This window comes from Proteiniphilum sp. UBA5384 (assembly GCF_002410825.1).
Taxonomy (GTDB): Bacteria; Bacteroidota; Bacteroidia; order Bacteroidales; family Dysgonomonadaceae; genus Proteiniphilum.
Genome location: NZ_DHOS01000030.1, coordinates 206,110 through 230,177 on the forward strand (window position 1 = coordinate 206,110; position 24,068 = coordinate 230,177).

The window sequence follows — 24,068 nt, forward strand, 5'->3', positions numbered from 1 at the left end:
AAGTGGATATACATTTTCCATATTCAGAAAATAAGGGTCTTACAGGAGATAGTATTTTAAATAAGGTGCTGTTATTGCTGTGTGTATTGGGCGTTTTTTCTTTGCCGGTCGTTGCACAGAGCGGTGATTACATATACAACGTTCCCTCGTTATTGATGAAGGACAAACCGTATACCTTTTCGATTAAGAAGAGTGACAATGGTGCGTTACCTCCTGTTCTATGGAGTTTTGGTGATGGTGCGGATCCTTCTTCTTCCTCTCAACCATTCGTAGAGGTTACCTATTCAACGGCAGGAGTAAAAACAGTAAAGTTAACGGTGGATGGGTCAACTACTATTGACCGGACAATATATGTTAGTGAAGCACCGGACAATATCGAAGAGATCGATTGCTATATTGAGCCGGAAACAACGAACTGGCAACCTCAATTGAAATTTACAAGCCCGGAAGAACAAGGGGACGATAAAGTGCATATCCTGGCACAGCCTTTCGTAGGTGATATTGATGGCGATGGAGTGTCGGAAGTGGTGGCCACTAATAGAACCCTGACAGGAAGCTATACCTATTCCAATAAAATATTGATTTTTGACCAGGAACTGAAACGCAAGAAATCCATATCCACTCCGCAGATGTATAGTAATTCCGCTTTTCCGCTTGTGCTGGTAAGGCTCAATCCTACGGATAAAGAAGCTTTGATTATTATTGCTACTGCCGATACTACAGTAGGTTATAAGCTTCGAGCGTATAAACCTGATGGCACGGTGGTCTGGACCTCTACACAGGAGATATTTAGCACGGGGAGTACTTCCGAAAAAAATGCCTCGGTGAGTTTGGTAGTGGGCGATATCAATAATGACGGTACGCCGGATATACTTGCCGGAGACCGTATCTTTAATGCCCGGACAGGCGCCTTGGTCTCTACCCTTCCTGCGGGTGGACGGGGATATCGATTGTTGAATTCGGGAAATCCTACCTATATGCCTTTATTAGCCGATATGGACAATGACGGCCAATTGGAAGTGGTCACCGGAAATACCATATATAAGGTGACTAATACCAATGGTAGTTTCAAAACTACAGGTACGGTGCTTTCCAAGATTAGTCAGGGTGACGGTTTTGTGTCGGTCGCCGATATCGATATGGATGGCCAATTGGATGTGGTATCAATCATTGGATCAATCGCAACAGCATCCAAACCTAAGTTGGTGGTATGGACTTTGGAGAAAGGATCAACAAACGGAAAGATTATAGCCGGCCCTATAGAGCCTGTTAATCAAAATGGACTTACTTCCGCCGGTGTTGGTGGATCAAGGGTTTTTATTGGAAATGTAGACGACGATATTTATCCCGAACTCTTTTACTCCTATGGGTATAGGTTGGTTCGGTTTGACTATAATAAAGATGGAACAACACCTGCAACGAGATTGAACCAGAAATGGCTTGTGGAGACCAGTGATCAATCGGGTGCCACTACCTTGTCGATGTTCGACTTTGACCAGGATGGCAAAGCCGAACTGGTCTACAGGGATATGTCAAAATTGCGTATTATTGATGGAGATACCGGGGCGGACAGGCAATCATTCGCTTGCTTTTCAGCCACCCACTCGGAATACCCGGTAGTGGTGGATTTTGACCGGGACGGACATGCCGATATATTGGTGTCAGGCGCAGTGACTGGTATGACCAATTCGGATGTCCGGCTTTATTGGTTCTCCGGGGATAAGGATGCGTGGGCTCCTGCACGTACCGTGTGGAATCAACATGGTTATAACGCGGTGAATGTGAATGAAGACCTCACTATTCCGAAGTACCAGTTAAATCCCTCTACCGCTTTTGCAGGAAAAGATAAACTGATTGGTACAAGCGATGATGTCTATCCCTATAACTCTTTCCTGCAGCAGCAAACATCCATCAGCGGGGATGGTGTGCCTTTTTTCAATGCACCGAGAGTGGAGTTCCCGAATAAAGAGGTAACGTATGACTATGATGCGGACAGCGATGTGTTGACCGTAGAAAATATCAAAGTGACCAACACGGGTGATGCGATTTTCACGGGCCCCCTTCATGTGACTGTTTATAAAAATAAGGTACACCCTGATTCTGTAATCCATAAGTACAATCGCCCGGGAGATATAGCCAAAGGTCAAACTGTCACCACGGAATTTACGGTAAATAATTTCAGTAAGTGGCTACCGGTAACAGAACTGGTGATTCGTGTCAATGATGCCGGTGATGGGAAAACCTTCCATAGGGTATGTGATGACACGGATGCCGAAAGTTCGACGGATGCATTCCTCTATATTCCGCTCGACAAATTGGCTTGGGCGGATAATTACCGCAAGTGTGAGGGTGGAGAGGTGACTTTCCGGTCAGATAAAAAAATGCATGATGAGAATGTAAAAATAGAATGGTGGGCTCCCGGTGCGGCGCGGAAATTCAGTGGTGATACTCTTGTAACTCGTTCTCCTTTGCAATTGAATGATGCGGGAAAATATCTTTTCCAAGCAAATATCAAGGAGCAATTGCATATCAAAGTTACCTTGCCTTATTTGTCTGTAGCACCCACAGTGATGTACTGGAGAGCCGATGCACAGGATGGCAACTGGAACAATCTGGACAACTGGGCAAAAAGTGCTGTGTCGGGAGATAATATATCTGCGGTGCCGGGACCATGTACAAAAGTATATCTTCCGGCCGGAGCAGCAAATTATCCTTCGCTCGGGAGGAATGTGACCGACTGGTCTCTTTATGGACAACCGGAAGTGGATAAAATTGTATTCAGATATGGGAGCGAACTGTACTACCAGCATTTACTGAAATACAATAAAGCGTATGTAAACTATAACTGGGGATATTATGGCAGTAATCCGGCAAGTGGAGAGCAACCCGGTCAATCGTTAGAAAACGGGACGAAGCTGAAACGGGATGTCTGGCATATCCTTGCCGCCCCGTTAAAGAAAATGGCTTCGGGTGACTTCTCCCTGGCAGGACATCCTTTCTCATGGCAAAAACAGTTTCAGGTAACAAACGTGGGAGGTGTGACAGAAGGCGATTTCTCGGTATCATTTCCAACGAACGATATACCTCTTGTGGATAACAATAATGCCATCGCGGTGAAAATGGCGTCGTATAAGAACGAGAACGGTTACCGCCAGGATTACCTGCAAGGATTGGACGGGGTAATTGAAATTCCCTATTTCGAAAATAAAGGGGGCACATCGCTGTACCCGGCCCACAATTATGATGCCCTCGCCAAAAAGAGCTATTTCTACTACTTCGACACCAAGTCGTTGAGAATTATGAATTCTCCGGTAGGGACGATGTCCCGGGCTGATGAGGCGTACCGCTTCATCTATGAAGATGATCAGGGGGAAGCACCCGGAGAAAACTATGAAGTGCAGTTGAACACGGAAAAAATTGGAAGTACAGGTGAAGTAATGCTCGGTAATCCTTTCCTTGCGCCGATCTATGCCCGGGTTTTTGCGGCAGCAAATACAGGAAAGATAGACGCTTCAAAAGGCTATAAACTCCTGAATGACGATGGAACATGGGTACAGAAGTCTTTTAATGATTACAATGAGATTCCGGCATGGAAGGCATTTGTGATCACATTGCAGGGAAATCCTTCCGGCCTTTCATTCCCCATACCGGAGGAACTGGCTAACAGGGAGGTTTCAGGAGCCGGTGCGTACGCGCTTCGTGCTTCGCTGGATAGCGACTGGCAGGGAGACGGACTATCCGTGCGTATGCTGAAGGGGGGGGCTCTCTCCGGCGACATTGCTCAATTACAGTATAACCGTTATACCGGTAATCCCGATATCGCGAAAATGATCTTGCCGGATGGGCACCAAACACCCGAGGTTTTCTTTATCTCTTCCGACGGTAAATCTTCCAATCTTATTCAGCAATACCCGGCAGGGGAGAAGGAGATCGCGATAGGTGTCAAAACCTCAGACGTGAATTCACGCCTGTCTCTTGAATTTGGCAATATCGCAGCGTTTAGCGCTTCCACCGGGGCAAGTGTGGCGTTGGTGGACAAACGCCAGAATATAAAACAGGATCTTACCCTCAATCCGGTGTACTCTTTTACCCAACAATCATCGGCACTCGATAACCAGTATGTGGACAGGAACCGTTTTGTACTGCAACTGGGAGGAGATGCCGGCACCATGGAGCCGGAGGATACGGGCAGCGGTGTGGATATATCCTACCGGTCGGGTATATTGCAGGTGACACTCGACGAGCATATCGACAAGGTATGGGTATATGATTTGTACGGCCGCTTGCTATTCTCGAGCCCTTCGATAAACCAACCCCGGTATAGCCATGCCGTGGTGTTGGAGGGTAAAGTGTTCCTGGTACGCGTAAAAACAGTTTCCGGAAAAGAGAAAGTCAAAAAAATAATGAGCAATTGAGATATAGAACGTCTTTAATAAATTGGATATGAGGAACAAACTTATTTTACTGGCAGCGAGCTTTTTATTTGCCGGATTCTGTTATCCTGCAGAGAGGCCGGATATACAAAAGAAGGACAAGGATAGTGCGAAACAAAAAAATCAGGTGGAAGAATTTGAAGACCGCAATACAGGTTGTAAAATACGCTATGAATATTACAGGGATGGGAATGGGAACAAGATCAAACATGGCAAGTATACCCGGAAATGGTCGATCGAGAAAAATGACCGGAATCTCTGGTCGGGGAACGAAAATATTACTGCCACATTCGTGGATGACAAACTCAATGGTCCGGTGATTATCAATTGCGAGAAGTTCAAGTGGAAGAGAAAGAGCGAGTTTACAAAGGGAAAGGGAAGACAGATTACCATGGTACCCGTGGAAGCTTACGTGGTGCGTAATTTAAAACTGGATGTCAGAAATGACACTCTGGCAGGCACCTTTAATTTCGTATTGGGACCCTATAAATATGAGGCGATGGGATCGGTCAATGAGCAGGGGGAGATGAAAGGAAAATATACACTTTACCAACTAAAGGAATCCGACGACCTGATGAGGGATTTGAGGAAAGGTGAGGAGCAATGGTCTGTGATGGAGCAATTCCTGTGCGATCCCGATTATACCTATAAGGATGCCAAACCTATGGTTACGGAAGTGAGTTTGGGTTACCCGGGAACCACAAGGGGGGAACACCTGCACATCAAGATCCCGCGGTTACGGTTAAGCATGAATCCATTGTAAAATTAAGAAATCATTGTTTTAGATTAGGAATATGAAGAAGTACAATCTGTTTAATTCTGGACTGTTATCAGCTGTCGCAATTTTTGCTTTTATAATTACAATCTCTTCTTGCGGGGCAAGGAAAAATAATCGGAAGTTGGATATAGAACGATTATTTATGCAAACGACCCAACCGGAAATCACCTTTTCAGGTGCAGGTGGCCTTGAAGGTATGGATGGATCCCGGTCGGTATCGGAAGAGGTTACTTTCTCCAAGTCTTACGGAGACCTTTCCAATAATGAGGTGATGGTTGATGAACTCGACCAGAAACTGGATACCACCAAAACATACCGTTTGTCCGGTGTAGTGGTGAAAGCAAAATCTAATTTTGCTACCGAAAGGGATGGGAAGGTACATGTCGATTTCGATATTATTGCCCCCGTCGATGTGCTCGACCCATACTGGAGATTGACATTGGCCCCTTTTTTGGTGGACGGCGACAGTATTACTCCCCTAGATACAGTGTATGTAACGGGCGAAGGGTTCAGGGATAAACAGTTGGGAGACCTCGAAGCTTATCAGGATTTCCTGAATACCATCGTGGATCCGGAGGCGTACGACTCCCTGTTCGTAGACTATAAAAATATGAACAAGGAGATATACAAGGTGCAAAGACGTAACTATAATGATTATAGGCGTAATTATGACCTGATGATGGATTATGAAAACTGGAAGAAAATGAATGAAATGGAATATCTCCGGATGGAAGCTATTGCCAGAAGACATAAACTGCATGTTCATGAACATCATTGGCGCAAAGCGGAGAAAAAAGCATTGAACCAGTTGAGCCACAAAAAAGATACAACAGGTATTTACGCCCATCATATGGAGAAATACCGGAAAGAGTATACCAATTATCTCAAAAGACAGTTCTCCTTCGACTGGCTGAATGAGGAACTTACTCCCGATATTAATATCCATGCCCACAAAGACAGTATCATGAGACGTAGTCATATCCCGAAAAAATACCGGGAAATCCATCAAAATGGGTTGACATTGAGAAGCCTTCCGGCAAAACCCTTTACAAAAGAGGATTCGGCAAGAATTGCCAAACATCATTATCTGATTGATGAGATTGTGCTCAATGATATGAATATAGAGCGGAGAGGTGAAATATATAATGAGGTGGTTGAATTTCCTATCCCGGAGGAGGGTCGGCTGGGAATGAGACTGGATACCATCACTACGGCGGAGTATGATTTCAGGTATCCCTATAAACAACCATGGAAGATTGAGAAAGGCACCAAAAAACTGGAAGTGGTGATGGCTGCCATGGTAGAGGGTGTGGACCGGTCGACATTCGTCTTTCCCTTGACGGATACCCTGACCTATTTTATCGCCTCACTGGCACAACTGGCGGATGAGTCGATGGTGACCGAACGCAAGATGCTTCACAAGAGTATGGTTGATAACCAAAGCGTATACCCTGATTATCGTACACGGAAATCATCCAAATTCAAGGATATAAAGAACCCGGACATATTTGATAAAATTCTGGACGCATATAAAATTTATAATGAACAAAAAGATTTGGTGGTGGATAGTATCACTGTACGTGCTTTTACCGACCTTACCGGTATGTGGCATGAGAATTACGAACTTTCACAGGAAAGAGCTATAGAGGTTGCCGATTATTTAAAACAAAAAGGTGTGAGACATGTGGCGACCAAAGCCGCAGGGGAAGACTGGCCTACTCTGGCTAAACAAATACAGGCACATAAAGGGTTGCTTTATCGTCAGGCCATATTGGATTCTCTTGCCAATGCCGTATTTCCTGACATGACGGAAGAGAACATTCAAAGAGATTTTCCGGATGATTTTAAAATCATTAAAAATGAGATATATCCTAAATTGAACCGACTTGACATAACGCTTCATATAAACCGCCCTGCTATTGACGGTGATACCTTGCAGGAGACTTATCGTGAAGATTATGCTGAGGGTATAAGACTCCTGAGAGAAAAAGAGTATATGGAAGCGTTGGAATTATTGGCTAAATACGCCGACTATAACACAGCTTTGGCTTTGGTTTGCCTGGGATATAATGATAAGGCGGAGGAAGTTCTGGATGCATTGCCGGAAAGCGGAAGAAATGAATACCTGCTTGCTATTGTAACGGCAAGAACAGAGCGAAAGAATGAGGCAGTGAAGCACCTGCAGAAAGCTTGTGAACTGAGTCCGGAGTTGTATAACCGTACCAGACTGGACTCTGAAGTAAGGGATTTGGCGGATGAGTTCAATTTATGGGAGACGTTGAAAAATTAAAAGTGACAGCCGGAGACTGGCGATTGATAACCAGAAAGCGGTACTAAGAATCGAGCGAAGATAGAATATAATAGATAAAATAATGATTATGAAGACAATGAGGTGCGTATTCCTGATTATGTGCTTGTGCTTATCGTTCCATGGCTTTGCACAACATCAGCCCGACGCGATCACAACCGAGTGGGAAATAATTTCACAGGGGAAATTGCAGAAAAAGCCCCGGTTCAAGGAACCTTTGATTACGGTGAGATTTATATATGAGAATGGAGCACAATTTATGAACCTCTCCCTGAAATATATGTTTACCGATGCTGTATTTGATGAAGCTGTTCCAGTAGAATATTTTAAGGATGAAAGGTTCGAAGTATATACCGATAAAGGTAAGTATGAATTAAGTGCGGCACGTTATGCCAAGGCTCGCCGGATGAATACCGTCGCACAAAAGGTGGCTGATATGAGGGTTGTTTTCGGAGGAAATCTGTCATTCCTGTCAAATCAATCTGTAAAGAAGTTTGTTGTACATTTTGCACAAGGATATCAGAACATCGACCTTAACTCACAGGAAGCATCCTTGTTGAGTAAAGCTTATACTAATTTCTTGGCAACTCTTCCAGTACCGGTGACACCTGAAGTAAACAGGGTAGGGACACAACCGGTAAGGCCGGTGGTACCACCACATCGTCAGGGGCAACAGGTGGAAGAACAAAATGCCGAGGTGAAGCAACAGGCTCTCCCCCAAAGGGCAGAGACTATTGACGATATGCGTCAACGTGCCAGGAAGTGGAATAAGTAGAAATAATAACATGTCCGATCGTAGATTACCCAATACAGACAACGCCCGCATCGTAGCCTTGAGATCTGCCGTTGAAAAGGCGGTCGATACGGATTATCAGGAGCTATCTCTCTCGATAGCAGTACTGGAAGAGGCTAAAAGTATTTTGTCGCATTTTGAACGTTTATCGGCACGCTATCAACAGTTGTGTGATATCGAGGAAAAAGTCGGTCGATCTTTTTCCAGGACAACCGATAAGGCCTGTATGTATGTTTCTCATTTCATACAGGTACTATACCTGTGTGTGGTGCGTGCCGAGATCAGGGAGGAACAGTTGGATTTCTATGGGTTGGGTGAATGCAATATGGCAGTGCCTGATCTGTCTTCCTGCGAATTATTATTGGAATGGGGGGAGAAGATTATCTCGGGAGAGTATGAACGGATAGCACATAATGGCGTACCAATCTATAATCCATCGATTGCCAGGGTGAATGTGCTGTTTGAACTTTTCAAAGAAGGATATCAGACACAGAAACTACATCATAAGGCGACCGACAATGTACTGCAGGAAATGGTTGCCATGAGGAAAAAAGTAGATGAGATTATTCTTGAGATATGGGAAGAGGTGGAGATGCACAATATTGATTTGCCTCCCGATAAGCAGCTTGCACGAAACCGTGAATACGGTATAGTGTATTACTGAATTATGGCAATTCATCGTTTAAATATAAAAGCATCCTATGTGCTCTTTCTGGAAAACAGGAATGTCCTTTAATGGAGATTCCTGTTTTTTTATTAGTGGCGATGCATCAAGAAACCAAAACTTTATGTATCTTTGGGGGATTTTATGCAAAGAAAATAATAACTTATCATTTATGACGAATCCAATTGTAAAGCAAATCGAGTTGTCAGATGGACGCACGATTACGCTGGAGACGGGGAAACTGGCTAAGCAAGCCGATGGCTCTGTTACTCTAAGAATGGGTGACACTATGCTGTTGGCTACTGTTTGTGCCGCTAAAGATGCCACCCCGGGAACTGATTTTATGCCATTACAGGTTGAATACAGGGAAAAATTTGCTTCCTCCGGACGTTTTCCGGGCGGTTTTATGAAACGCGAAGGAAAGCCTTCCGATTCGGAGGTGTTGACCAGCCGGTTAATTGACCGTGCACTCCGCCCCCTCTTTCCCGATGATTACCATGCCGATGTTTTTGTGAATGTCATACTTTTCTCCTCTAACGGTGAAGATATGCCTGATGCATTCGCCGGTTTGGCAGCTTCCGCTGCGCTGGCTGTTTCAGATATACCTTTCAACGGACCCATCTCCGAAGTACGTGTAGCACGTATCGATGGACAGTTTGTGATTAATCCTACATTCAAGCAATTGCAACAGGCCGATATAGATATTATGGTGGGGGCAACCATCGACAATATCATGATGGTGGAAGGCGAAATGAATGAAGTATCCGAAGCGGAAATGCTCGATGCTATCAAATTTGCCCATGAAGAGATCAAGAGGCATTGCCAGGCTCAGATAGAACTGACCGAGATGGTGGGTAAAACGGTGAAACGCACCTATTGTCACGAAGAAAATGACGAAGAGCTCCGCAAGCAGGTCTGGGATACATGCTATCAAAAGGCTTACGCCGTAGCTTCTTCTCAAAATCCTAACAAGCACGAGCGGATAGAGGCTTTTGGAGCAATTCTGGATGAATTTCTGGAATCATTCCCCGAAGAGGAGAGAGAAGAGAAAAAATCGCTGGCTGCACGTTATTATCACGACGTGGAAAAAGAGGCAATGCGTCGCTGCATCCTTGATGAAGGTAAACGTCTTGACGGTCGGGAAACTACCGAAATACGCCCTATCTGGAGCGAAGTAGACTTTATACCGGGACCTCACGGGTCAGCCGTTTTCACCCGTGGTGAAACGCAATCGCTGACTACCGTCACATTGGGTACCAAACTGGATGAGAAAATTATAGACGATGTATTGGTACATGGTACCGACCGTTTCCTGTTGCATTATAACTTCCCGCCGTTCTCCACTGGAGAGGCCCGTCCGCAACGTGGTACAGGCCGCCGCGAGATAGGACACGGAAATCTGGCACATCGCGCTCTTAAAAGGATGATTCCGCAAGGATATCCTTATGTGGTACGTGTGGTTTCGGATATCCTGGAATCGAATGGCTCATCTTCTATGGCTACTGTCTGTGCCGGTACATTGGCGATGATGGATGCCGGGGTAGCCCTCAAAAAACCGGTGAGCGGTATTGCCATGGGATTGATTTCGGAAAACAAGGGTCAGAATTATGCTGTTCTTTCCGATATTCTGGGTGACGAAGACCACTTGGGTGATATGGACTTTAAAGTATGTGGTACCCGGGATGGTATTACCGCCACACAAATGGATATCAAAGTAGACGGGCTCTCTTATGAGATACTTGAGAAAGCGTTGGCACAAGCAAAGGCAGGACGTGAACATATCATGGGAAAGATGATGGAAACCATTTCTGAACCGCGCGCCGACCTCAAACCACATGCTCCGCGGATCGAGGTGATCGAGATACCGAAAGATTTCATCGGTGCCGTGATTGGCCCGGGAGGTAAGATCATTCAGGGAATGCAGGAAGAGACAGGTACTGTCATCACCATCGAGGAGATTGACAACAAGGGCCGCGTGGAAATATCAGCCAATAACAAGGCTTCTATTGATGCTGCCATGGCAAAGATCAAAGGCATTGTAGCCATTCCTGAAATCGGTGAAGTGTATGAAGGTACCGTCCGGTCGGTAATGCCTTATGGCGTTTTTGTTGAGTTCCTTCCCGGAAAAGACGGACTCCTTCATATCTCCGAAATCGAATGGAGGCGGTTGGAAAAAGTGGAAGATGCAGGTATCAGGGAAGGGGACAAGATTCAAGTGAAACTGATGGATATCGACCCGAGAACCGGCAAATTCAAATTGTCGCGCAAAGTATTGCTCCCTCGTCCCGAACGCCCCGAAAGAGGCAATCAGGGTGCAGAAGAGTAAACCGATGCACGAGACTATATAATAAAAAAAAGAGGGGGTTATCTGAAAAGACACCCCCTCTTTGGTTTTTATTGGGTTGAATCTTTACCTGATTTATATTTTTCGGATGCGGACACCCCTGACAAAATGGCACTCTCCTTTCTCAAGGATCAAGTCAGCCCTGAAACGGGTGGGAAGAATGTTCTGCAGTAGATTGGGCAGGTTGATTTCATCCCATACCTCATTGGCAAACTGAAGCAATTTCTCTTCCGAATAGGAGGCATATCGATGAAAATAAGAATCGGGATCCTGGAAGGCTGTTTGTTGTAATTTTTTAAACCGTTCGATATACCATTCCCGTAAATCTTTTTCGCTTGCATCCACATAAATCGAGAAATCGAAAAAATCAGACACAAAAACCCTTCTTCGCATCTTTTTACCCAGTGATACCTGTAGTACGTTAATTCCTTCTACTATAAGAATATCCGGTCGCTCAATCGTTTGCTTCTTTCCTTTGATCAGATCATAATAGAGATGGGAATAGACTGGGACTTCGAACGTGTCGCGCCCTGATTTTACTCCGGCGAGGAATGACAACAGCTCCCGGGCATCGTAACTCTCCGGAAATCCTTTTTTATTGAATATGCCCCGCTTTTCCAGTTCCTCATTGGAATAGAGAAAACCGTCGGTAGTGATTAACTCCACTTTTGGCCGCTCGGGTGTCATGGAGAGGAGCTTTTGCAGAACCCGGGCAGTGGTGCTTTTCCCTACCGCCACACTGCCGGCAATACCAATAATATAAGGGATGGGTTTGCTTTTGTTGGAGAAGAACTGGTCCCGTTCATTGTGCAGGTTACGATAATGGGTGAGGTGTATCTGCAGCAATCGAACCATGGGAATATAAATATCTTCCACTTCGTCGAGGGTGAGGGGCTCATTAAGCGCTTGCAGCGTGGTGAGATCGATATCGGAAACGGGAAACATGGGGTGATCCTCCAACTTGCTCCACTCTTCACGGGTGAAAGCACGAAAAGGGGAAAAGGTCACCTCGTAGGCTTTGTTCATTGCACAACTTTTTGCTGCAAAGATAAAGTAAAAACCGATAAACAATAGTTGTTTGCCGGTTTTTTACTTTCCAATCCCAAGTATTGGTTCTTGAATCTTGGTTCAAATTTCAAACCATCTCGAAACTCCTTTTCACAAAATTGCTCAATGCTTCACCTTTAAGCATTCCGTTGGAAAGGAGGGCAAGGTCTACCAATTGTTTCAATCGGTTGTCGGACGAAACCTGGGCGATGAGCTCATCTTTCTCCTTATTTTCACTTTCGTCGATAAGAGTCTTGATCAAAGGGTGCTCTACATTCAATACAATTTGATATGTGTCGGGCATCTCACCATAGAAAGCCATCTGCTGCTGCATCGCAGCCATTTCTTTCATGCGTCGGGAGAATTCGTCCCGGGTAACCTGGATAGGTCTGGCGTTTTCTCCAAGGGCTTTAAAATCGACGTTGAATTCCGTTTTTTCGATGGTTGGCAATTGTGATTTTACTGCTTCCGTCATATTTTCTTTCTGTTTGTCGGTCAGTTCCACTTTTGCTGTCTCTTCTTTTTCGATAATATGTTCAATGGTGTCGCTGTCTACCCTCACGAAACGGGTTTTTTCCGATTTTTGTTCCATAAGTCCCATCCAGTGGGTATCAAGCTGGCCATCCATCAGAAGCACATCATATCCTTTCTCTTTCGCTGCTTCGATATAGGTATATTGTTCTTGCCGGTCGGTAGCATAGAGGTAAATCAGTTCTCCGTTCTTATCGGTTTGGTTTGATTCGGTAAGCGTTTTATACTCTTCTGATGTGAAATATCTACTTTCCATATTTTTTACTAATGCGAACTTAAGAGCCCTGTCGCAGAATTTCTCGTCGGAAAGCATACCGTATTCAATAAAGAGTTTCAGGCTATCCCATTTCTCTTCGTATTTACTGCGTTCTTTTTTGAACAACTCTTCCAGCTTATCAGCCACCTTTTTTGTGATATGGTTCGATATCTTTTTCACGTTCTGGTCACTTTGGAGATAAGACCGGGAAACATTTAAAGGAATATCGGGGGAATCGATCACTCCATGCAGCAATGTCAGGAATTCCGGTACGATACCCTCTACCGAATCGGTCACGAAAACCTGATTACTGTATAGTTGGATTTTATTGCGTTGCAGATCAAGATTGTTTTTTATTTTTGGAAAATAAAGGATGCCGGTGAGGTGGAACGGATAATCCACATTCAAATGGATCCAGAACATTGGTTCGTCATTTAATGAGAACGGATACAACTCCCGGTAGAAATTAAGGTAGTCTTCTTCTTTTAGTCCTGCCGGTTTCTGTCGCCAGAGCGGGTTGGTATCGTTGATAATATTATCTTCTTCGGTATCCACATAGTTACCATCTTTCCACTCCTGTTTCTTTCCGAAAACGATGGGTACCGCAAGGAATCGGCAATATTTTTTAAGTAACGATTCAATCTTGTTTTTTTCTAAAAATTCCTTGTTTTCATCATCTATATAGAGGATGATCTCTGTACCACGATCCTCTTTTTCTACTTCCTCCATCGTGAATTCAGGCGTGCCATCGCATGACCATTTTACAGCTTTTGCATCTTCCTTGTATGATTTGGTGATAATCTCCACTTTTTGGGAGACCATGAACGAGGAGTAAAACCCCAACCCAAAATGGCCGATGATAGCATTCGCATTTTCCTTGTATTTGTCCAGAAAATCGTTGGCTGAAGAGAGTGCTATCTGATTAATATATTTGTCTACCTCTTCGGCAGTCATGCCGATACCGCGATCGGATACGGTCAGTGTTTTCTTTTTCTTATCAACGGAAACATGTATAGATATATCACCCAGTTCACCTTTGAAATCACCTACGTCAGACAGTGTTTTCATTTTCTGGCTGGCATCGACTGCATTCGATACGATTTCACGGAGAAAAATCTCATGATCACTGTAGAGAAACTTTTTGATAATGGGGAAAATGTTGTCCGTAGTTACCCCAATTTGTCCTTTCTGTACCATAATTTATTTTAATAGTTATTTAGTTGTTATTCAAATTTACGTTGTGAATACGGCGAAGCCGAATAACCCCGCAAAGCAGGGACCAATATAGAATAAATTGCAAATTGTATGCCATAACGCTACAATGACAAGTCGATATTGAAATATTATCATCGTTTATTTAGGAGATTGTCGTATAAATATTTTTTATCTGTTATTGAGGTCTTCATGTGGCTATTTTTTTATATATAATTAGTTGTGTTTCAATATCATTTGAGAGATTCTTTTTTTGTTAACACTAATTAATCGTTTTTACGTGGAATGAAGGAATTGTTTTTAAATATATCTCTATATATTTGCAGAGACAACGATCATTTAACACATTAAAGGCGCATTGCTTATGAAAACAAAGATTTCTTTCGAAAAACAGCTATTAGGTCTGCAGGACAATATGTTCAACTTTGCACTGACATTAACTGCCGACAGGGAGGAAGCTAAAGATCTGTTGCAGGAAACTACCCTTCGTGTATTGGATAATAGGGAAAAATATTACGAGAATGTGAACTTCAAGGGATGGGTTTTCACCATCATGCATAATATTTTCGTAAATAATTACCGTAAAATTGTCAGAAGCCAAACGATTATCGACAAGACAGAGAACCTTTATCATCTCAACTTGCCGCAAGATTCAGGTTTTGATACACCCGACGGTGCCTATACTATCAAAGAGATAAATAAAGCAATCAACAGCTTCACGGACGAGTACAAGGTGCCATTCTCAATGCATGTTTCAGGATATAAATATGAAGAGATCGCGAAACATCTGGGATTGCCTATTGGAACTGTAAAAAGTAGAATATTTTTTGCAAGGAAAAGACTTCAGGAACTGCTTAAGGACTTTAGATTTTACTCAGAGTAATATAATGAGTGAAGAGATAAATAAAGAATTATACAAAAGACCCCTTTCATGTAAAGGGGTTTTTTATGAATAAAAAAGTATCTGTTGCCTGTTCCTCGTGGGTAGATTGAAATAATAAATTATTTTTTGTAATCGATAAAAAAGAAATTAGCATATGGAGATTGTCTGGTTGTTATTGTCGTTGGTTATTTTGTATTTGGGCGCGGAGGGATTGGTTTCCGGAGCATCTTCACTGGCGAAACGCATTGGTATCAGTCCATTGGTTATCGGACTTACTATTGTGTCTATAGGTACCAGTGCGCCGGAACTGGTAGTGAGTGTGAAAGCTGCATTGAACGGACAGAGTGCACTCTCAATAGGGAATGTGTTGGGATCAAATTTTTTTAATATAGGTATTATTTTAGGATTGTCCGCCATCATCTATCCGTTGGCGGTAAAGCGGCAGCTATTGAAGTTGGATGTGCCGGTGATGGTATTGGCTTCTGTGTTGTTTTTTCTGCTATTTCTTGATTCAAAAATATCAAGGGGTGAGGCTCTGATCTTTATGCTGCTATTTGTTTCATATACAGCGTATCTTCTGATATCTTCAAAAAAGAAAGACACAACAAATACTGGGGATAAAAAGAATGAAGACGAGATACGATTAAGCAAGCATTGGGTAATAGATGTACTTTTTATTGGGGTGGGTTTAGTGGCTTTGGTCTATGGATCCGATTTGTTGGTAGATAATGCGGTCATTATTGCGGAGCGGTTGGGGATGTCGGAAGCGATAATCGGTCTCACTATCGTGGCCGCTGGTACGAGTATGCCGGAACTGGCTACTTCGGTAGTGGCCGCCATCAAGAAGCGGTCAGATATAGCGATAGGGAATGTAGTAGGATCGAATATCTTTAATATTCTATTGATCCTGGGGGTTGCCGGATTGATTCAGCCTATCAGTACACCCGATATCAATTATATGGACAGTTTGTCTGTGATTGGCATCAGTTTGTTGTTATGGTTTTTCATGAAGAAGAGCAGTCGTATTGGACGTTGGCAAGGAGTCGTATTTATTCTGTTTTTTTTAACTTACTTTTATTTCAAACTGTCTTCGATGTAAAAAACAGCATATCCTAAGAAGCTCGGAGCTGATAGGATATGCTGATGTTACTTTTGCTATTTTTCCACCTTGATTGAAAAATCTTTTGGATGATCAACTTTCTCTTTTAGGAGTGCGAGATCTATTACCTCTTTTACGTCCTCCACATAGTGAAAAGTGAGTCCTTTGACATATTCTGGATTGATCTCATCGATATCTTTTTTATTTTCTTTACAAAGGATAATTTCTTTAATTCCTGCCCGTTTTGCTGCAAGGATCTTTTCTCGGATACCCCCTACGGGAAGGACCTTACCCCGAAGTGTAATTTCACCGGTCATTGCAAGGTTGGAACGTACCTTCCGTTGTGTATATTCAGATACCAGGGAGGTAATCATCGTAATACCCGCAGATGGTCCGTCCTTGGGTATGGCTCCTTCCGGCACGTGAATATGGGTATTCCAGTTTTCAAATACAGCCGGATCAATTTCCAAATCCTCTGCATGTGAATGGATATACTCCATTGCCAACATCGCCGATTCTTTCATCACGTCACCCAAATTTCCGGTGAGGGTGAGTTTAGCTCCTTTTCCCCTGCTGAGCGAACTTTCCACGAAAAGGATCTCGCCCCCTACCGCAGTCCATGCCAGTCCTGTTACAACGCCGGCATATTGATTACCCTGATAGCTATCCCTGCTGTATTCTTCAATGCCGAGATATTCTCTCAGATCTGATATTTTAAGACTTTTTGGATAGGGTTCATCAGATGCGATTTTCCGGGCCACTTTGCGCATGATCTTGGCAATCTTTTTATTTAGTTCGCGTACTCCCGATTCTCTTGTATAACTTTCTATGATCTTTTGGAGGACAGATTTGGGAATTGAAAATGTACCTTTCTCGATACCATGATTCTGAAGTTCTTTGGGAATCAGATGGCGGAAGGCAATTTCAATTTTTTCCTCGGTAATATAACCTCCCACATTGATCAGTTCCATACGGTCGACAAGGGGTTGGGGAATACTATTGAGATTGTTTGCAGTAGCAATAAAAAGAACTTTCGACAGATCGTAATCAATAGAAAGGAAGTTGTCGTGAAATGTTGAATTCTGTTCCGGATCTAATACCTCTAGCAGAGCTGAGGAGGGGTCACCCCTGAAATCATTTCCTATCTTGTCTATTTCATCGAGCACAAAGACAGGATTCGAGGTTCCTGCTTTTTGTATGTTCTGAATGATTCGGCCCGGGATGGCACCAATATACGTGCGACGATGTCCACGAATTTCAGCTTCATCATGTAAACCGCCAAGCGAAACGCGTACATATTTACGATTCAATGCTGCGGCGATGGATTTACCCAATGAGGTTTTCCCAACACCCGGAGGCCCGTAAAGACACAGTATGGGAGACTTTAGGTCTCTCTTCAGTTTCAATACTGCCAAGTGTTCGATAATCCGTTCCTTTACCTTTTCCATGCCGAAATGGTCTTTATCAAGCACTTTTTGGGCATTTTTCAGACTGAAATTATCTTTACTATAGATATTCCATGGCAGTTCGAGAATAGTTTGAAGATAACCGAACTGTACTGAATAATCAGGAGATTGAGGATTTAGTCGTTCCAGTTTTTGTACTTCTTTTTCGAATATCTCTCCGACTTCTTCACCCCATTTCTTTTCCTTCGCCTTTTTTCTGAATTCATCAATCTCGATCTGTTGCGTATTTCCTCCCAGTTCTTCCTGAATAGTTTTGATCTGCTGCTGCAGGAAATATTCTTTCTGTTGCCGGTTCAGGTCTTCACGAGTCTTCATCTGGATATTCATTTTTAACTCCAGTATCTGGGATTCACGATTGAGGATCATCAGCAAGCGGTAAGCCTGCTCTTTATCGTCGTTGATGCTCAGTAGTTCCTGCTTCTCATGTGCATCTATGGGTAAATTAGTCCCACTATAGCTGATGAGCATACTGGAGAATGATTCACTGCTGAGGGTTTGTATTAATTCTTTGGGAGGATCGCCCAACAGGTGTATCATCTGTAGCAGAGCATCGCGGATGGAATCGAGAATTGCTTTGAATTCTTTGTCGTCTTTTGAGGCTTTTATATACTCTCTTAATTTGAAAGTAGCTTTTAAGTATGGCTCAGTCTGGGTAATCTGCTGCCATTCAAATCTTTTTTTTGCTTGCACGATAATACTCAGGTTATTGTCGCCAAGCTCAATGACACGTATTATTTCGGCGAGAACACCGACCGGATAAAGATCGCCTTCTCCGGGATCGTCCACGTTGGAATCCTTTTGGCATACTAATCCTATGTATTTTTGTTTTCCACCAAGCGACTTGATCAGATCCAATGATTTTTTTCTTCCTACAGATATAGGTAGTGTACTGCCCGGGAAGACTATAGTATTACGTAGGGGAAGCAAAGGGAGTGTTTCTTTCAGCAGAGATTCATCAATTTCTTGGTTGCCATCGATAAAATCGCTGGCAATGAAAGATATTACATTTGCCTCCGGATACTCCTCAAGTGTCGTATGTTTTTTGAATGGGTTCATCTTTTATATTGTTTCCTGTAATCCAAACAGAAAAATGTTTATATTTGTTTTTAGTTTTTGTATGGTATACAATACCAAAATCCGTGCCAAACTTATTGTAATTGACTTTTATCAATCGTTACATCAGTAAATCATCACATCATCACATTAATATTATGAGCAATCCTTATTTCCGGTTTAAACAATTTACTGTTTTCCACGACAAGTGTGCCATGAAAGTGGGTACTGATGGTGTACTGATTGGAGCATGGACTAATGTGCAGGATGCTGCTCATATATTGGATGTAGGTACGGGTACTGGACTTATTGCATTGATGGCAGCACAGCGCAATCCTAATGCAAAGGTAGTGGCAATTGATGTGGATGACCATGCTGTGGAGCAGGCAATAGTAAATATAAAGAATTCTCCCTTCCCTGACAGAATTACCGTAGCTAGTTTTGCTTTTCAGGAATTTGCACAACAAAATGCAAACCGTTTCGATCTGATCGTGACGAATCCGCCCTATTTTTCAGATTCCCTCATGCCATCAGATGAAAAACGGGCAAGGGCCAGACATTCTATTTCGCTAACCCTGGATGAATTGTTGCATTGTGCTAGAATGTGCCTGGGTATGAATGGCATACTCTCAATCATCCTCCCATACGGCAAGAGCTCCGAACTGGAATCTCTATGTAAAAAGCATATGTACTTCGTGAAGCGGAAAACAATTGTATATCCATTGCCCGACAACGAACCGAAACGGATTTTGACTGAATTGGCATTAGCCCCGGTGGTAAGGACTGTAATTGATTCGCTGACGATTGAGGTTTCCAGACATCAATATACTGATGAATTTATATCTCTGGCAAAAGATTTTTACCTTACATTGTGATTTTGCATTAAATTCTTCCTTTTCCAGAAGAAGGAGATTTTTTGTTGTCACTCCCCACTCTTTATTCTTAAAAATTTTCGTGTGATTGTAAAAAGTAGTAATTTTGGCGTTTTAAAATTCCATCATAGTGAAAGAAGTCATAACCATCAGGGATAAGCAATTTGAGTTGTTTATTGAGCAGGAAATCATTGAAGAAGGGATAAAACGGATTGCCGGCCGGATCAATTCGGATCTCGAAGGAAAGAACCCTATATTTCTGGCCGTACTCAACGGTGCCTTTATGTTTGCCGGAGAGTTGATGAAAGAGGTATCCATCCCCAGTGAAATTACTTTTGTGCGTCTCGCATCCTACCATGGAACAGCCACTACAAACAAGGTACAGGAAGTGCTGGGATTGAATGAAAGCATTGAAGGACGCAGTGTAGTGATCATAGAAGATATTGTGGATAGTGGAAATACGATGGTGGCACTCAAGAAACAGCTTGAAAAATATAATCCTAAAGAGGTGCGGGTTGCCACTCTACTTTTTAAACCCGCTGCTTTACGGCAAAAATTTTATATCGATTATGTAGTGCTTGAAATTCCCAATGATTTCATAGTCGGTTATGGATTGGATTATGATGGTTACGGCCGGAACCTGAAAGATATCTATAAGGTAAAATAACCGACCTTCATTAAACCTACCCCTGCTTATAATGTCATAGCGGTAGACAGTGAACGTGAGATGCATTATTTAATGTAAAAAAATGGATAAGGGTCTATAAAGAAATTAAAAAGGACTTTTTTCTGGAAATTTCTTTATAAATTGTAGTCCGAAATGAAAAAATAGCTATTTTTGCAGTTGAACAATGTGAGAGAACAAGCAGTAGAGATAAAAAAGAACACACAATGGACAAAGATCAAGTAAAAAAATCGCCGAAAGCGAATTTGGAGAAGCATAGAGGTACATATATCCTGATGGGATTAGTACTGGGTGTTTCTATCCTTTTCTTCGCTTTTGAATGGTCGACCGAAACCCGCAAGCTGGACGAGACTGTTCTTGTTGCGGATGTCTTGGCCGAAGAGGAAATCGAGATTACTCGTCGCGAACCGACTCCTCCGCCCCCTCCACCTCCACCGGAACCGGAAGCCCCCGAGATCATAGAAGTGGTAGAAGAGAAAGTGGAAACAAGGATGGAGATAAAGTCGGAAGATGACCAAACACAGAGACAAAACCAGGTTTATATTCCGCCTCCACCACCCAAACCTAAACAGGAAGAGGTAACTGAAGAAATCTTTGTGGTAGTGGAAGAACAACCTGAATTCCCTGGCGGAAATGCGGCTATGATGAAGTTTTTGAGCGACAATATCCGGTATCCGGTCATTGCACAGGAAAACGGTATTCAGGGTCGTGTAATCTGTAACTTTGTGGTAGAACGGGACGGTAGCATTACTGACGTGCAGGTGGTTCGTGGACAGGATCCCTCTCTTGACAAGGAAGCTGTCCGTGTAATCCAGCAGATGCCTAAATGGAAACCGGGCAAACAGCGTGGATCTGCGGTACGTGTTCGGTTTACACTACCGGTAGTATTCCGTCTGCAAAACTAAAATAACTATAAATTAGGGGAAAAGCTGCTTTTGATGTTCAAAGGCAGCTTTTTGCTTATAATCTATTATGATGGAAGATAAAATTGTTGTTTTTGAAAAAATCATCGACAAGTCGATTAAGCGCGTATTAAAAGGTTATCAACCCCGGACCTTATTCGTTCCTGCTGAATATATATTATCTTTGGGTGGAAAAAGACTTCGGCCGCTATTGACGCTGATGGCGGCAGATCTCTTTGGCAAAAATCCAGAGGAGGTGATCGATGCAGCACTTGCTGTGGAAATATTCCATAATTTTTCTCTTGTCCATGACGACCTGATGGATAAAGCTGATTTGAGACGGGGATATCCTACCGTACATCAAAAATGGAGTGACAATAGTGCGATCCTTTCGGGTGATGCCTTGGTTATCGAAGCATATAAATATATTGCAAAAGTGCCGGAGAAAGTGCTTCCCGATATCTTGCACCTTTTCTCCTCTACAGCGATGGAGATATGTGAAGGACAGCAATATGATATGGACTTTGAACAGCGCCTCGATGTAACCGAAGAAGAATATATTGAAATGATTCGACTGAAAACGGCTGTACTTGTTGGATGTGCACTGAAAATTGGAGCTATTATTGCCGGTGCCCCGGCTAAGGATGCCGATTCAATTTATCAATTTGGCATCAATATCGGTCTGGCTTTTCAGTTAAAGGATGATTTGTTGGATGTCTATGGGGATACTAAAACATTCGGTAAAAAGATAGGCGGTGATATTTTGTGTAATAAAAAGACCTTCCTGTTGATACGAAGTTTAAAAAGCGCCAATAAGGCACAAAGAGAAGAGTTACTCAAATGGCTGGTCGCCACTGAATATAACCCCGAGGATAAAATCAAATTCATTAAAAATATTTATGATGAGTTAAATTTAAAATTCACCGTTGAAAATCTGATTGAAAAGTATTACCTTGCATCGTTGGAGTATCTGTCATCGATTAATATCCCGGACAACCGTAAAAAAGATTTGATAATCCTGTCGGAGAATCTGATGTACAGGCAGAAATAAATTATCAATCGCATGCCCTATCGTAGATTGCCAAATACAGATAATGCCCGTATCAGGGCTTTGAGTGCAGCCGTGGAAAAGGCTGCCGATACAGACTTTCAGGAACTTTCCTTTTCAATAGGTGTTCTTGAGGAGGCGAAAAGTGTATTGACGCGTTTCGAGCATTTATCAGCCCGTTATCAACAGTTGTACGATACCCAGGTGAAGGCCGGTAAGTCCTTTACGGGGAAGGCAAAGAATGCCCGCATGTATATTTCCCATTTTATACAGGTATTGTATATGTGTGTGATACGATCGGAAATCAAAGAAAAGCAGCTCTCTCTCTATGGATTAGAGGAGAATAATATGGTGGTTCCGGATTTGATCTCTAATGAGCAATTATTGGAGTGGGGACAAAAAATCATTGAGGGGGAACAACGGCGTACTGCTCAAGGAGGTGTACCGATTTATAACCCATCTATCGCCAAGGTCAATGTAATGTTTACCCTTTTTAAAGAAGGGTATCAAACTCAGAAATTACATCAAAAAGCAACTGCCCGTGTCTTACAGGAAGTGGCTGATTATAGGAAAAAAGTTGATGAAATTATTTTGGAAATCTGGGAAGAGGTGGAAAAACACAATACCTCTTTGTCCCCGGAAGAACGACTTACCCAAAACCGGGAATACGGCATTGTTTATTATTACAGAAAAGGAGAAATTGCGAAATGAAGCTTATCGATACCCATGCGCATCTCTTTGCTGAAGAATTTCAGGATGATTTGTCGGCGGTAGTTGCCCGGGCAAAAGAGATAGGGGTGGAGAAAGTGTTATTACCTAATATTGATGAGGAATCCATATCCCGCTTGAATGTATGCGGATTGAATTATCCCGGTTTTTTTTATCCTATGATGGGACTTCATCCTACCAGTGTGAAGCCTCATTGGCAAAAACAATTAGAACCTATCTATCGGGAATTGAATAGCGGGGATTATATTGCTGTGGGGGAAATAGGAGTTGACCTCTATTGGGATACTTCGCTACAGGAGGCTCAGATAGGAGCCTTTGAAGAACAATTAAAATGGAGTATAGAAAAGGATCTCCCTGTTTCTATTCATTTCAGGAACGCTACTGAAGAAGTGATAAAAAGTATTCGAAGAGTGGGGGCATCATCATTGAGAGGAGTCTTTCATAGCTTTGGAGGTAATAGCGCCGAGCTTGAAGAGATACTAGAATTGGATAACTTCCTTATAGGAATTAATGGTGTGGTAACTTTCAAAAATTCGGGCTTATCCGGGATACTTAAACATTGCCCAACCGATCGGGTAGTACTTGAAACTGATTCCCCCTATCTTGCTCCTGTTCCCTATAGAGGAAAAAGAAATGAGTCTTCTTATCTGACGTATATTCTCGCACAATTGGCGGAAATATGGAATCAGAGCATAGAATTGGTTGCACAGACTACCAGTTGTAACGCTAAAAAATTATTCAACTTTGAAGATGATGATTGATGTTCATATTTCAAGCGGAAGAGTGAAAATAGTTTTTTATTAAATTTATTACGGTAGAAATGGTATATAATTGATAAATTCCGTATTTTTGCTACCCGAATGGAGCGGGAATGAAATTTTTTTTGTAATTTGCACCCGTTTTCGGAAAAATCTCTTTCAGAAGAGATTTTCATTCTCTAAAGGGAGAGATGCTCGAGTGGTTGA

17 protein-coding genes are annotated in these 24,068 nt (G+C 42.8%); 14 read left to right on the top strand and 3 right to left on the bottom strand.

Translation table 11 applies throughout. The features are described from left to right. Positions 1-2 precede the first annotated feature (2 nt). From B4G81_RS06200 to pnp, 6 genes are all read left to right on the top strand, one after another. The gene (locus B4G81_RS06200; protein WP_294081115.1) at positions 3-4,415 is read left to right on the top strand and encodes an FG-GAP-like repeat-containing protein; all 4,413 of its coding nucleotides are present in this window, start codon (positions 3-5) and stop codon (positions 4,413-4,415) included. Positions 4,416-4,443: 28 nt separating this feature from the next. Further along, entirely contained in the window at positions 4,444-5,196 is a 753-nt protein-coding gene (locus B4G81_RS06205) for a hypothetical protein (RefSeq protein WP_294081116.1), read from the top strand. A 157-nt stretch (positions 5,197-5,353) separates the two neighbouring features. Beyond that, a complete protein-coding gene (locus tag B4G81_RS06210) occupies positions 5,354-7,501 on the top strand; it encodes an OmpA family protein (RefSeq protein WP_294081117.1) in 2,148 nt (715 codons plus the stop codon). 88 nt (positions 7,502-7,589) lie between these two features. After that, the gene (locus B4G81_RS06215) at positions 7,590-8,294 is read left to right on the top strand and encodes a hypothetical protein (RefSeq protein WP_294081118.1); all 705 of its coding nucleotides are present in this window, start codon (positions 7,590-7,592) and stop codon (positions 8,292-8,294) included. Positions 8,295-8,304: 10 nt separating this feature from the next. Further along, complete coding sequence (locus B4G81_RS06220) at positions 8,305-8,976, top strand: hypothetical protein (protein ID WP_294081119.1); 672 nt, start codon at positions 8,305-8,307, stop codon at positions 8,974-8,976. A gap of 172 nt (positions 8,977-9,148) precedes the next feature. Then, positions 9,149-11,302: a polyribonucleotide nucleotidyltransferase gene (gene pnp / locus B4G81_RS06225; protein ID WP_294081120.1), complete on the top strand. Its 2,154-nt coding sequence runs from the start codon at positions 9,149-9,151 to the stop codon at positions 11,300-11,302. Positions 11,303-11,395: 93 nt separating this feature from the next. Here the strand turns inward: pnp and coaA are convergent, their stop codons facing one another. Next, on the bottom strand, positions 11,396-12,346 hold the full coding sequence (gene coaA / locus B4G81_RS06230; RefSeq protein ID WP_294081121.1) for a type I pantothenate kinase: 951 nt from the start codon (positions 12,344-12,346) through the stop codon (positions 11,396-11,398). 109 nt (positions 12,347-12,455) lie between these two features. Next, entirely contained in the window at positions 12,456-14,351 is a 1,896-nt protein-coding gene (htpG, locus tag B4G81_RS06235) for a molecular chaperone HtpG (protein ID WP_294081122.1), read from the bottom strand. 379 nt (positions 14,352-14,730) lie between these two features. Here htpG and B4G81_RS06240 point away from each other — a divergent pair, with 379 nt between their 5' ends. Both B4G81_RS06240 and B4G81_RS06245 read left to right on the top strand, forming a co-directional pair. Then, the gene (locus B4G81_RS06240) at positions 14,731-15,249 is read left to right on the top strand and encodes an RNA polymerase sigma factor (protein ID WP_294081123.1); all 519 of its coding nucleotides are present in this window, start codon (positions 14,731-14,733) and stop codon (positions 15,247-15,249) included. 154 nt (positions 15,250-15,403) lie between these two features. Further along, positions 15,404-16,348, top strand: a complete 945-nt coding sequence (locus B4G81_RS06245; protein WP_294081124.1) for a calcium/sodium antiporter — start codon at positions 15,404-15,406, stop codon at positions 16,346-16,348. Positions 16,349-16,404: 56 nt separating this feature from the next. Here B4G81_RS06245 and lon read toward each other — a convergent pair whose 3' ends face one another. Beyond that, a complete protein-coding gene (lon, locus tag B4G81_RS06250; protein ID WP_294081125.1) occupies positions 16,405-18,870 on the bottom strand; it encodes an endopeptidase La in 2,466 nt (821 codons plus the stop codon). A gap of 155 nt (positions 18,871-19,025) precedes the next feature. Between lon and B4G81_RS06255 the strand changes: the two genes are divergently transcribed. The 6 genes from B4G81_RS06255 (at position 19,026) to B4G81_RS06280 (ending at position 23,864) form a co-directional block, all read left to right on the top strand. Continuing rightward, positions 19,026-19,742 carry a tRNA1(Val) (adenine(37)-N6)-methyltransferase gene (locus B4G81_RS06255; protein ID WP_294081126.1) on the top strand — a complete coding sequence of 239 codons (717 nt, stop codon included), beginning with the start codon at positions 19,026-19,028 and terminating at the stop codon, positions 19,740-19,742. A gap of 127 nt (positions 19,743-19,869) precedes the next feature. Beyond that, on the top strand, positions 19,870-20,406 hold the full coding sequence (gene hpt / locus B4G81_RS06260) for a hypoxanthine phosphoribosyltransferase (protein ID WP_294081127.1): 537 nt from the start codon (positions 19,870-19,872) through the stop codon (positions 20,404-20,406). Positions 20,407-20,630: 224 nt separating this feature from the next. After that, positions 20,631-21,329, top strand: a complete 699-nt coding sequence (locus B4G81_RS06265; RefSeq protein ID WP_294081128.1) for an energy transducer TonB — start codon at positions 20,631-20,633, stop codon at positions 21,327-21,329. Between the two features lie 70 nt (positions 21,330-21,399). Beyond that, positions 21,400-22,377 carry a polyprenyl synthetase family protein gene (locus B4G81_RS06270; protein ID WP_414703172.1) on the top strand — a complete coding sequence of 326 codons (978 nt, stop codon included), beginning with the start codon at positions 21,400-21,402 and terminating at the stop codon, positions 22,375-22,377. A 12-nt stretch (positions 22,378-22,389) separates the two neighbouring features. Beyond that, entirely contained in the window at positions 22,390-23,085 is a 696-nt protein-coding gene (locus B4G81_RS06275) for a hypothetical protein (RefSeq protein WP_294081130.1), read from the top strand. Then, a complete protein-coding gene (locus B4G81_RS06280; RefSeq protein ID WP_294081131.1) occupies positions 23,082-23,864 on the top strand; it encodes a TatD family hydrolase in 783 nt (260 codons plus the stop codon). The genes B4G81_RS06275 and B4G81_RS06280 overlap by 4 nt, the downstream gene beginning before the upstream one ends. Positions 23,865-24,068: the final 204 nt, after the last annotated feature.